Source organism: Streptomyces spiramenti (assembly GCF_012034385.1).
GTDB classification, from domain to species: domain Bacteria; phylum Actinomycetota; class Actinomycetes; order Streptomycetales; family Streptomycetaceae; genus Streptomyces; species Streptomyces spiramenti.
This window is the reverse complement of sequence record NZ_JAAVJB010000175.1, coordinates 1-11,474: the sequence shown is the minus strand read 5'-3', so window position 1 is coordinate 11,474 and position 11,474 is coordinate 1. Positions and strand designations below refer to the sequence as shown.

10 protein-coding genes are annotated in these 11,474 nt (G+C 74.7%); 3 read left to right on the top strand and 7 right to left on the bottom strand.

The features are described 5' to 3' along the window. On the top strand, positions 1–1,160 hold a 1,160-nt coding region (locus HCJ92_RS18115; RefSeq protein ID WP_167934664.1), incomplete at its 5' end, for a discoidin domain-containing protein. A gap of 81 nt (positions 1,161–1,241) precedes the next feature. Here the strand turns inward: HCJ92_RS18115 and HCJ92_RS18110 are convergent. From HCJ92_RS18110 to HCJ92_RS18085, 6 genes are all read right to left on the bottom strand, one after another. Next, positions 1,242–1,715, bottom strand: a complete 474-nt coding sequence (locus HCJ92_RS18110; protein ID WP_167934663.1) for a hemerythrin domain-containing protein — start codon at positions 1,713–1,715, stop codon at positions 1,242–1,244. Between the two features lie 250 nt (positions 1,716–1,965). Continuing rightward, a complete protein-coding gene (locus HCJ92_RS18105) occupies positions 1,966–2,712 on the bottom strand; it encodes a TRADD-N-associated membrane domain-containing protein (RefSeq protein ID WP_209311283.1) in 747 nt (248 codons plus the stop codon). A 461-nt stretch (positions 2,713–3,173) separates the two neighbouring features. Then, positions 3,174–4,028, bottom strand: a complete 855-nt coding sequence (locus HCJ92_RS18100; RefSeq protein ID WP_167934662.1) for a hypothetical protein — start codon at positions 4,026–4,028, stop codon at positions 3,174–3,176. 120 nt (positions 4,029–4,148) lie between these two features. Further along, positions 4,149–5,666, bottom strand: coding sequence for a PTS ascorbate transporter subunit IIC (locus HCJ92_RS18095; protein WP_167934661.1), 1,518 nt, complete (start codon positions 5,664–5,666; stop codon positions 4,149–4,151). Between the two features lie 116 nt (positions 5,667–5,782). Further along, positions 5,783–6,643 (bottom strand): PTS sugar transporter subunit IIAB, encoded by an 861-nt coding sequence (locus HCJ92_RS18090; protein ID WP_167934660.1) that lies wholly within the window; start codon positions 6,641–6,643, stop codon positions 5,783–5,785. Positions 6,644–6,831: 188 nt separating this feature from the next. Continuing rightward, a complete protein-coding gene (locus HCJ92_RS18085; protein ID WP_167934659.1) occupies positions 6,832–7,779 on the bottom strand; it encodes an oxidoreductase in 948 nt (315 codons plus the stop codon). Positions 7,780–8,010: 231 nt separating this feature from the next. Between HCJ92_RS18085 and HCJ92_RS18080 the strand changes: the two genes are divergently transcribed. Then, a complete protein-coding gene (locus HCJ92_RS18080; RefSeq protein ID WP_167934665.1) occupies positions 8,011–9,225 on the top strand; it encodes a phospholipase D-like domain-containing protein in 1,215 nt (404 codons plus the stop codon). Positions 9,226–9,330: 105 nt separating this feature from the next. Here HCJ92_RS18080 and HCJ92_RS18075 read toward each other — a convergent pair whose 3' ends face one another. Further along, the gene (locus HCJ92_RS18075) at positions 9,331–10,338 is read right to left on the bottom strand and encodes a hypothetical protein (protein WP_167934658.1); all 1,008 of its coding nucleotides are present in this window, start codon (positions 10,336–10,338) and stop codon (positions 9,331–9,333) included. Between the two features lie 305 nt (positions 10,339–10,643). Between HCJ92_RS18075 and HCJ92_RS18070 the strand changes: the two genes are divergently transcribed. After that, a partial coding sequence (locus HCJ92_RS18070) for a CoA transferase (RefSeq protein WP_209311282.1) occupies positions 10,644–11,474 on the top strand: 831 nt, incomplete at its 3' end.

The window sequence follows — 11,474 nt, the reverse complement described above, 5'->3', positions numbered from 1 at the left end:
CCGCGAACCCGCCCGCCGGACGGGCCGCCCCGGCCACGGACCGCAGCGGCCGACCCGCCACCGGCAGCGTCCAGCTGGGCAAGAGCGGCGTCCACCGCACCACGGGGGCGCCGCGCCGACCCACCGCACCGGCCGACCCGGCGTCCGACCCCGCCACCACCGCGACGACGGTCCCGGTGCGCCGCCCCGGACCGGACAGCGGCTCCTACCCCGCCCGGTCGGCCGCGGCCCCGCCCGAACAGGGCGCCCCGCCGCCGGAGATGGCCGACCGCGCCCGCAACCTCCTGGTCCCGGTGGCGGAACCCCCCGCCCCGGTCCACGAGGGCGTCCAGCCCGCGCTGCCCGGCAAGCCCTCGTCGGTGCCGTTGCGGAGCAAGGGACCGGGCGCGGAGTCCGGCGTCGAGGGCGGCGACCCCTGCGGCTGGTGCGGCACCCCCAACCGGCCCGACCGTCACTACTGCGCCCGCTGCGCCATGGATCTGGACGCCGTCGACCGGGACGACGAGCCCGCCCCGCTCCCGTGGTGGCGGCGGCTGCTCGGCGGGGACGACAAGCGACTGCACTGGGCGGGGGAACGCCCCCGGGTCCGTCGCACCTACGCCCATCTGGTGCGTTGGATCGCCATCGCCGGGATCGGTCTGCTGATCGTCATCGGTCTCTTCAAGCTGCCGACCGCGATCAGCGCCACCAAGGACCACTTCGCCGTCCGCACACCCGTCACCCACGACCAGGTCGGCGCCTCCCGGTCGTACGAGGGGAACCCGCCGGAGCACGCTTTCGACCTGGTCAGCGACAGCTGGTGGGGTCCGGGGGTGTCGGACTCCGGCGCGGGGGAGTGGCTCCAGGTCGACTTCGACCGGCCGACCAGCGTCCTGGACCTGGTCATCACCCCCGGAGAGTCGACGCGCGCCCGGGACCTGAAGAACTCCGCCCAGCCGCGTCGGATCGAGGTGCTGGTGACGACCGTGGACGGCAAGTCGTTCTCGCGGGAGATCGAGCTGAGCCAGGGCGCGGGTCCTCAGCAGGTGCCCTTCCGGGCCCACGAGGTCCGGAGTATCCGCTTCATCATCCTCTCCGCCTACGGCGCCGACCCCGACAAGCAGGTGGCCATCGCCGAGATCGAGCTCTTCGGCCCGTCGGGCAAGTACGGCCGCCGCTGACCGGCCGCCGCCGCACCGTGCCCGGTGCCCGAACCGCCCCCGCGGTTCGGGTACCCGGCACCGGCGGTCGCGGTGCGGCGCTCAGAGGGGGCCGAACACCTCCCCGGGGTCGGCATCCAGCTCCAGTGCGCTCAGGACGCCCAGCAGTCGACGTTCCTCGTAGCGGAAGTGGGTCTCCATCACCGCCGAGACACCCGCCAGGTGGCGGGACAGCTCGGCGGCCGAGGCCGAGTCGCGTGCCGCTCGCTCGAACCCGGTCAGCAGGTACTCGATCATGCTGTGGTCCTGCGCCAGCTTGGTGAGCGTCTCCCGCAACTCCGGATGACGTGCCGACAGTTCCGGGAACAGCGTGGTGTCCTCTGCGCGGTGGTGCCCGCTGAGCGCGCCGCAGAACCCGCGGCAGTACAGCAGCAGGTCGCGTACCCCGGACGTCGTCCCGGGCCGGTGGTCGTCGAGGGACTCCTCCACGACCAGCAACGCCTCGCGCAGCCGCCCGTGGACGCGCTGCATCTCCCTGTTCCAGGCGATCAGCCTGGTCCGTTCTCCCTCACTCACGGGTGAGGAACGGGGAAAAGGTCATGTGGACCGTCTCTCCGGTTCGGCGCCTCCATGCCTGACGCGGTCCGCCACCGGCACGCGACGCTGCGGGCAGCCTACCCCCGACCTGACCCGACCTGACCTGACCTGACCTGACCCGACCTGACCCGACCGGTCCGGTCCGGAGGTCTCGTCCCGCACCGGCCGTCCCTGGGCGGTCGCGTGGACCGGCGCAGGCAGGCCGCCGACCGGTCACGACCCCGACCGGTCACGACCCCGACGGGCCGCCGGCGTCGTCCAGTTCCGGACGGCGGTCGGACCGCCCCGGCAGCAGCCGGTCCACCATCACCTCGGGGCTGGACTGCATGTCCAGCGCCCGGATGGCCGCCGCCGCGTGCAACCGGTCGCGGGCACCGGGGTCGTTGACGCGTTCGATCAACGCGATGGCCATGTCCAGCTTGTGGTCCAGGTCGATCTTCACGTCCATCCGGTCGGCCTGCTCCGTCACATGGGAGCGGGCCCGGCGCGCCTGAACCGCGAGAGCTCCGCCGCCGACCGTGATCAGCGTGCCCGTCAGGCTGGTCACCACCGGCAGGTAGCTCAGATCGGCGGCCTGCGCGTGGACCAGTGCCAGGACGCCGCCCGCCAACAGGACCGCCGCGCCCCCGGACATGAACCAGACGCTGAGCCGGAAGGTCCACTCCGCCTGCCGCAGCGAGTGGTCCAGGAAGTCGAAGAAGAAGCGCTGCCGCTGCTCGGCCAGGTTGCGGCGGCCCTCGCTCCCGGGCTGCGGCGGGGACTGTCCGGCGGCGGCCGAGACGTCGTGCCCGATGTAGACGTTGCTCTGGCTGCCGACGTTGATGGCGCCGCTGAGGGCGGAGACGTTGATGCCCCCGGTGTCCCCCGGAGCGCTGCCGTTCTCCGGCTCCGCGACGGGGTGCTGCCCGCCGCTGCCCCACGGCCCCTCGTCCCGGGTGCCGCCCTCCCGGGCGGTGTCGTCGCTGTGCGCTGCCATGTCTCCCCCGTCGCATCGTCCGGTGGTAGCTCGGCTGAGTCCAGCGTAGAACCGGCTTGCGAACCCCAGCGCCCCAAATGCCGCATATCCACCCATCGGAGGGCGTGCGTCATCCACGATCGGGTGTGGGACGCGCCCGGCGCACTCCCGAGGGGACTCGTACCGGCGCTCCCGCCGTCCTCGATCGTGACCGGTCGACTCCCCGGCTCCACCTCGGCGGCTCGCCGCCCCCGCCGGCTCGCCGAGTCCCGGGGTGTCCGGTCGTCCGCAGCCTCCGGCCCGATGCGCACGGGAGGCGGCACGCCGACGCCCCGGCACCGGCCCCGGTGACGCGACCGGCCGTCGGGGAGTCGAAGAGCGCCCCGGTGCACGCCACTTCGCCCCGGCAGCCGGGGAGCGCCCCCGAGCGGGAACCGGGCCGCCCCGCCCCGCGCCCCACCGGCCGTCGCTGGGCCGGCAGGTCACGGACAGCGGCCACTCGCGGCGATGTCGTGGACGAGGAGGACCGCGGCTGCCTGCTCGCGCCGGGTCGCCCGCTCGTCGACGGAGCGGAAGTACGCGTCGGGGAAACCGGCGTCGGCGCCGTGGCAGGTCGCGCCCAGCGCCCAGAACCGGGCCACGCAGCGGGCCCGTTCACGCAGCGGGTCGGTCACCGGGGACAGCCCGGTGTAGCGCCACCCGCCACCCGCCACCGGCGCCGTGTGGCCGGTGCGTCGCAGCGCCTCCACGTAGACGTCCCGTTGGTGGGACCACACCTCCCGCCACCGGCCGCGGTCCGCCGCCAACCGGGCCAGGTAGCCGGCGTAGTCCGGGTAGAGGTCGAGGAAGGCCAGGTACCCGTGGGCGAGTACCTGGTCGCTGTTCCACGGGCCGGGAACACCGCGGACGGTCACCGCCCGCGCCAGCGGGCCGAGGAACCGGGCGGTCGCCATCGCCAGCGCGGGCACGGGTATGGCCCCGTCCGCGACGAACGGCGTGAACAGCCGCAGTGAGAAGTACCCCCCGAACCGGCGCGCCGAGCCGTCGTCGGCGAGGTCGCCGAAGGTCAGGACGTGGACGGTGACGGGGGTACGGCCCCGACGGGCGATCCTGCGGTGCGGGGTGGGGGCGTCCAGCGGCCCCGGGAGCAGCAGCAGGACGTCGATGTCGCCGCCGGGCCGTGCCTGCCCCAGCGGGGCGCTGCCGTGCACCACCCAGGTGCGGCCGGCCTCGGGCAGGTCGGCGGTCTGCGGTGAGACCGCCGAGATCAGCTCCGGCAGGCGGTCGAGGAAGTCGGCGTCGAGCGCCGAGCCGGTCAGGTACGAGGCTGCGGTCATCTCGGGACCTCCCGCTGCATGAGTCCGATCCTGTTCGGGGGGAGGTGGCGCGCCCGGTGCGGCGGACGCCGCCACGGTCCCCCCTGCCGTGGCGCGTCACTTCCGGGATACCCCTGGGGGCTACCCGGAACCGCAGGCCGCAGGGGCTCGCTGGGGGGAAGGCGCGGCGCGGGGGTGCGCTGTGCTCGCGCCATGCGGCACGCGGCGGGCACCCGGGTCCCAGCCGGTGTCGACGACCTTCTTCTGCATCACGATCGCGCCGATGAGGATCGCCGCGCCCAGCAGCACCATCAGCACGATGCCGCCGACCTCGCCCGCTTCGGCGGCGTTGCCCACGAGGACGCCGAACCAGCCGAAGTCGGCGTCGCCGAACGTGGTGTTCTCCTCGCCGAAGGCGCCCAGCACCTTCAGCAGCAGCGCGGGCAGGATCGTGATCAGCACGCCGTTGAGGAACGCGCCGAGCACCGCCCCGCGGCGCCCGCCGGTCGCGTTGCCGTAGACGCCGGCCGCGCCACCGGTGAAGAAGTGGGGGACGAGCCCGGGCAGCACCAGGGCCAGCCCGAAGGCCGGGCCCAGCACCCACGACAGCATCGCGAGGGTGACCAGGCCGCCGGTGAAGCTGGAGAGGAAGCCCACCAGCACCGCGTTCTGCGCGTACGGGAAGACGATCGGCGCGTCCAGCGAGGGCACGGCGCCCGGCACCAGCCGCTCGGCGATGCCCTGGAACGCGGGCACCAGCTCACCGAGGATGGTGCGGACACCGAAGAGGATCACCGCGACCGCGATGCCGAACTGGAGGCCCTGCATCACGGACTGCATCAGGTAGTTGCCGAGGTTCGCGGCGGGCTCGCCGCCGTCGACGGCGAACGCGGCGAACGCCTCCTCCTGGCCCGCGCGGCCCAGGAACAGCAGCGCCATCGCCAGGTAGATCACCAGCATCGACAGCGCGGTGGCCACCATGGAGTCCCGCAGGAACCGCAGCCCCTCGGGGAGGTTCATGTCCTCGGTGGAGCGGCTCTTCTTCCCGACCAGCTGCCCGGTGGCGCCGGCGACGACGTATCCCGCCGTCCCGAAGTGCCCGATGGCCACCGTGTTGTTGCCGGTGATCCGCTTGGTCCACGGGTGCGCGAAGGCGGGCATGGCGACCAGCATGATGCCGAGCAGCACGCCGCCGACGACCACCACGACCCACGAGGTGTGCCCCGCGGTGGCGAGCACGATGGTGAGCAGCGTCGCCATGAACAGCATGTGGTGGCCGGTGAGGAACACGTACCGCAGCGGGGTGAACCTCGCCAGCAGCAGGCTGACACCGAAGCCGAGGATCATCAGCCAGGCGACCCGCGCGCCGTACTGCTCCTGGGCGATGCCGACGATCGCCTCGTTGGTGGGGATGACCCCGTGGGCGCCGGTGGCGCCCTGGATCATCTCGCCGAGCGGGGCGAGCGAGCCGACGACGAGCGTGGCGCCGGCGCCGATCAGCAGGAACCCGAGGGTGGCCTTGATGGCGCCGCCGAGGATCTGGCCCGTGGAGCGCCGGAGCGCGATGAGGCCGGCCGCGGTGATCAGGCCGATGAGGTACGCCGGTTCGCTGAGGATCTCGTTGACGACGAACTCGGCGAAGGACACGAGCCAGTTCATGGGGACGTCTTCCGTATCTGCCGCAGGGGTGGTGCGTGGGGCGCCGGCGTGGTGCCCGGCGCCCGGTGGGGCGGGGAGGGGGTGCGGGACCCCGCGGGCCGGGGCCCGCGCGGGGCTCACACCTCGTAGGTCTCCCGGAGGACGCGGTCGACCTCGCCGGTGTCGGTGAAGTTCTCCACGACCCGGACGGGGGTGCCCACGTCGCCGAGGGTGCGGGCGATCTCCCCGGAGGTGAGGATGGCCGCCGCCTCGGACGCCTTGCCCTTGGCGGAGATGGTGTCGGTCGCCTCGACGGTGACGAAGGAGGACCATCCCCAGCGCTCCAGCACCTGCTCCAGGGTGTTCTTCAGGAACAGGCTGGTGCCCAGGCCGTTACCGCAGACCGTCAGGATCGTGTGGCGGTCTGCGCCCCCCGAGCGGGCCGGTGCCCCGGTGGTCGCGTCCGGCGCCGGTGCCGCCGGTGCCGCCGGTGCCTCCGGTGCCTCCGGTGCGGCGGCGGCCGGGGCGCCGGTACGCGCCTCGGACAGCTCCGCGCCCGTGACCAGGGTCCAGACGTCCTCCGAGGTCCGGGCCTCCGCCAGCGCCCGGGAGGTCTCCGGGTCCGCCAGCAGCCGGGCGAGGGTCGCCATGGCGTCGGTGTGCGAGCCCGCGTCCGTCGCCGCGAGCGCCACCACCAGGGTCACCGGGTCGTTGGCCTCGTGCCCGAACTCCACGGGCTCGGCCAGGCGCACCCAGGACATGCCGGTGCGCAGCACGGCCGGTGAGGGCCGGGCGTGCGCGAAGGCGAACCCCGGCGCCAGCACGATGTAGGGGCCGTTCTCGGCCACGTTCGCGATCATCTCCGCCGTGTAGCCGTCCGTGGCCGTGCCGGTCGAGACCAGCAGGTCACCGGAGGCCCGTACGGCCTTCGCCCAGTTCGGGACGGATACGTCCAGTCGGATCGCGTCGAGCGGGAGCAGTTCTTTCAGCGCCACCATATGGCCGATCCTCGCACGTTCGTCCGGGTTGTGAGTGCCGGGCCCGCATGGTGGCCACCGGTTGACCGCCCGCCCGGACTGCGGTCGGCGGCACGCGCCCGCTGTCGTCCGCTGCCGGTCACGGGCCCGCGCCGACGCCCACGGCCGGTCCCCGGGGCCGTTCCGGCGCATCGTCCGGGGTGCGGGTGTCAGGTCGTGGCGGTCAGCGCCGCCGCCGGGTCGACCCCGGTCAGCGTGACCGAGGTCTCCCACAGCGCGGCAGCGGTCAGCGGGTCGCGCGCCGCCGTCGACCGGCGTGCCCGCGCGGCGCCGACCCCCCGGACCTCCAGCGGGCCGTCCGGTCCGAAGTACTCGCCGCCCGCGACGGCGGGATCGGTCGCCGCACGGAGCACGGGAAGCGCTCCCCGCGCCGCCGGCTGGGTGAACACGCGGGTGGCGCGCTCCAGCCTCGCCACGCCGCGCCGCCCCTCCATCAGCGGTGCCGCCTGCCCCAGCTCGGTCGAGGACAGCCCCGGGTGGGCCGCGGCCACCGTCAGCGGCGCCCCGGCCGCGGCGGCCCGCCGGTCCAGCTCGTCGGTGAAGAGCAGGTTCGCGAGCTTGGAGGCACCGTAGGCCCGCCACCGGTCGTAGCCGCCGTGCTCGGCGTTGGGGTCGGTGAGGTCCAGCCCCCCGATGCGATGGGCCAGCGAGGAGACGTTCACCACCCGGCCCGACCCGGCGACCAGCGCCGGGACGAGCAGCCCGGTCAGTGCGAAGTGCCCGAGGTGGTTGGTCCCGAACTGCATCTCGAACCCGTCCGCGGTGCGGCGCAGCGGGAGGGCCATCACCCCGGCGTTGTTGACCAGCAGCTCCAGCCTCCCGCCGCCCGCGGCGGCGAGTGCGGGCGCCGCCTCGCGCACGGATGCCAGATCGGCCAGGTCCAGCACCACCGACCGGACGTCGGCACCCGGCGCGGCGCGGCGGACGCGCTCGACGGTCGCGTCGGCGCGGGCCGGGTTCCGGCAGGCCAGGACCGTCCGGGCCCCGGCCCGCGCGAGCAGCAGGGCGGTCACCGCGCCGATCCCGCTGTTGGCCCCGGTCACCACGGCCGTGGTGCCGGTCAGCCGGGGGATGTCGCTCGCGGTCCAACGCGCCATGGTCACAACCTTCGACGGGGCGGGGGAGGGCCTGTCCGCTCCCCGGAGTACCCACAAGGTGTCACAGCCACCCACCCGCCCGGATGTGGCGGCGTGTCTCCCGGGAGCGTCCGTCCCACCAGGGGTGGGACGAGCAGCGGGGGTTGTGGAGTGCATCCGGTTCGAACGGGCAGACGGGTGATGAGCGACCGCCCGGCCGTTCCCCGTGCCGCCGAGGAGATCGACCACACCATGACCGCGCCCGCCGTTCCGGCCTCCCCGACCCCCGCTCCCGCTCCGGCCGGCTCGCCCGACCACGCCGCACAGCGGCTCCGCCGGCGACTGGAGCGGCTGATCGGGGTCGCGGCGACCGAGGGCAACGCCCTGCGGGTGCTGCGCAACGGCGACGAGATCTTCCCGGCGATGCTCGCCACCGTCCGCGGCGCCCGCCACACCATCGACCTGATGACCTTCGTCTACTGGCAGGGCGACATCGCGCGCGAGTTCGCCGAGGCGCTGGCCGAACGCGCTCGCGCCGGGGTGCGGGTGCGGCTGCTGCTGGACGGGTTCGGCAGCCGCAACATCGAACGGGAGCTGCTGGACGCCATGGAGGAGGCGGGGGTCTGCGTCACGTGGTTCCGCCGCCCGGTCCGGCTCTCGCCGTTCAAGCAGAACCACCGCTGCCATCGGAAGGTGCTGGTCGTCGACGAGATCGTCGCCTACACCGGGGGAGTGGGCATCGCCGAGGAGTGGTGCGGCGACGCCCGGGACGCCACCGAGTGGCGTGACACCCACGTCGAGGTACGCGGCCCCGCCGTGGACGGCATCTGCGCCGCCTTCGCGCAGAACTGGGCCGAGTGCCACCCCGATCTCTTCGACGAGCGCGACCGGTTCGTCGAGCAGGAAGCGCCGGGCGGCGCGGTCGTGCAGGTGGTGCGCGGCTCTGCCAGCATCGGCTGGCAGGACATGCAGACGCTGCTGCGTGTGGTCATCGAGTCGGCGGAGAGCCGACTGCGGCTCGCCACCGCCTACTTCTCGCCCGACGACTACTTCGTCGACCTGCTCTGCGGGGCGGCGGCACGCGGGGTCGAGGTCGAACTGCTCGTCCCCGGGCCCCACACGGACAAGCAGATCAGCCGGCACGCCGGCCGCTACCACTACGACCGGATGCTCGCGTGCGGCGTGCGGATCCTGGAGTACCAGCGCACCATGCTGCACTGCAAGATCGTCACGGTCGACGGTGTCGCGTCGCTCGTCGGGTCGACCAACCTCAACCGGCGGTCGCTCGACCACGACGAGGAGGTCATGATGGCCGTCCTCGACCGCGACGTCACAGCCGCGCTGGACAGCGACTTCGAGCGCGACCGCGGACACAGCCTCCTCGTGGACCGGGACCGGTGGCAGTCCCGGCCGCTCTCGCGCCGCGCCGCGGAGCGTGCCACCCGGACCGTCCAGTACTTCCTCTGACCTCCCGGCAGCCGAGCCGAGCCGGCGCTCCGCCGCGGGCCGGACCGGCCCGCGGCGGCCCGGACCAGGCGGCGCCGGGGCCGAACCGCCGGTACCTCCCACCCGTCACCGCCGGTCCGAGCGTGCGGCGGCCTCTCGGACCAGTGCCAACCGGCGTTCGGTCAGTTCGTCCACCACCTCCACCCCGGCACGCCGGGCGGTCTCCGGGCCGGTGGCCTCCATCAGCAGGCTGGGCACCCGGGTGCCGTCGAAGCGGGAGCAGACCAACCGGTGCGCCGCGTAGACCCGTTGAAGCGCACGCTCCAATGCCGTCACCGCCGGGTGGTGGAACCCCAGCGAGGCCAGCGCGGGTCGCGTCGCGCGCAGCGTCCGCACCAGGAGTGCATGGTCACGGGTCTGGAACCCGCTGAACCCCGGCCTCACGGCGGGCGGCAGCATCGACGGGCGTACCTCCCGCTCGTACTCGGCCAGGCTCAGACCGCCGGCGAACTTCATGGCCACCGCCGAGTGGCGGCACATCTCCGCCGCCAACCCCAGCGCCCGCGACGCCGTCCGGGCGTCACCCGCCCCGGTCGCGGAGACAAAGCAGCGCAGTCCGGTCACCACCCCCTGGATGAGGACGAAGAACACCTGGTGACCCACCCGCCAGTGTTCGTGGGGCCGCGGGCAGTCCACCAGGTCGGCGTCGTCGTCCGCGGTGTCGTCGGGACAGGTCGCGACCCCCGTCGCACCCGACGCGTGGTCCCGCAGGCAGCGCCAGCCGGACATCAGGACGTCGAGGTCCCGGGGGTCTCCGCAGCCGCAGCGCGCCCGGTGGACCGCGAGCACGTGGTGGGTGTGCGCGCCCCCGAGCAGGAACGCCCCGGCGGAGAGGTCGGTGGCGCGGGCCACCCCGAAGAAGGCGTCGTGCTCGTCGCGTTCGTCCCCCGGGTGGGCGCCGGGGCGGGGCACGACCGCGGGGTCGGCGGCCCGACGCGAGGCGGCCTCCCCGTCGAACCGCTCCGCCGCCGCCGACAGCTCCGCCATCCGGTCCGGCAGCCCGGTGGGGTCCGCCAGCACCAGCCAGGGCTCCCTGCACACCGGACAGCTGTGGGTCTCGTGCGGTGCGTCCACGGGGTTCCCCCTCCTCTGGGCCCGGCGCCCGCCGCGGCGGGCGCGCCGGTCAGCAGCACCCTAGGTTCGCGCCCGGCGCGGAGGCCGAGGACGAGGCGAACAAGCAGGCCCCTGCAACGCCGGGCGCACGGGGGCGCCGGGCAGTTGACCGCGACGGGCTTTCCCACGGTCGGGGATGGACAGCGCGGGCGCTCCGCGGTGACATGGCCGTGCAGGGCCCGCGGTGACATCGGCCGTGCACGGCCCGAACCTGGGACACCCGCCACCGGGCGCCGCCCGTGGCCGCCCGTCGGAGGCAGGACCGCATGATCCACCCCGTGGTCGAGGTACTCACCCCGCTGTCCGGGCGCCGGTGCGCGGTCACGGGCACCGGGACCGCCGCCCGGGTCGTCACCGACCACCTGCGGCGACTGGGCGCGACGGTCCGCACCGCGCCGGGCGACCCGGGCGGCGGCGCAGAGGACGTCGGCGAGGAGGGCGCCGGGGACGCCCCCGCCCCGGCAGTCCGGGTCCGGACGGCCGGGGCGGGGCGCGCCCCCGGGGTGATCGTCCCCGGGGTGATCGTCCGCTGGGCCGACGCCCTCCCCGCCGGGACGGTGCACGACGAGACCTCGGCACAGGCCGTCTGCGGCCTCATGCACGTCCACGGCCGCCGCCACGGCCGGCCCAGATCCCTGCGTCCCGACGTCGCCACCACCGCCGCCGGGGTCCTCGCCACCACCGCCCTGCTGGCGCAGCTGTACGCCGGCGGCCGGTCGGCCGGGCGCACGGTCTCGACCACCGGCGTCGACCGGGCCGCCCTGGCGCTGGTGGCCCACCATCTCGCCGTCGCCGGGAGCGACGCGGGCCCGCCCGCCGACGCGCCCGGCGGTCCGCCCTTCCGCAGCGCGGACGGCGTCTGGTTCGAGATCGAGGCGCTGGCGGCGGAAGGCTGGGCCGCGTTCTGGGAGCAGTTGGGCGTGGACCGCGCCGCCGTGCGCGGCGGCTGGCGGCCCTTCGCCGAGCGCTTCACCACCGCCGTCGCCCCGCTGCCGCCCGAACTCCACGGGGCGACGCTCCGGCGGCCGTGGGCGGAGCTGCGCGAGCTGGCCGCCCGCTGCGGCGTCAGCAGCTGTCCGGTGGCGGCTGCCGTACCC

Excerpts from the sequence above, each read along its gene's own strand:
- HCJ92_RS18100 (WP_167934662.1), bottom strand. The coding sequence starts at position 4,028 with ATGACCGCAGCCTCGTACCTGACCGGCTCGGCGCTCGACGCCGACTTC.
- HCJ92_RS18085 (WP_167934659.1), bottom strand. The coding sequence starts at position 7,779 with ATGGCGCGTTGGACCGCGAGCGACATCCCCCGGCTGACCGGCACCACG.
- HCJ92_RS18090 (WP_167934660.1), bottom strand. The coding sequence starts at position 6,643 with ATGGTGGCGCTGAAAGAACTGCTCCCGCTCGACGCGATCCGACTGGAC.
- HCJ92_RS18080 (WP_167934665.1), top strand. The coding sequence starts at position 8,011 with ATGACCGCGCCCGCCGTTCCGGCCTCCCCGACCCCCGCTCCCGCTCCG.
- HCJ92_RS18095 (WP_167934661.1), bottom strand. The coding sequence starts at position 5,666 with ATGAACTGGCTCGTGTCCTTCGCCGAGTTCGTCGTCAACGAGATCCTC.
- HCJ92_RS18105 (WP_209311283.1), bottom strand. The coding sequence starts at position 2,712 with ATGGCAGCGCACAGCGACGACACCGCCCGGGAGGGCGGCACCCGGGAC.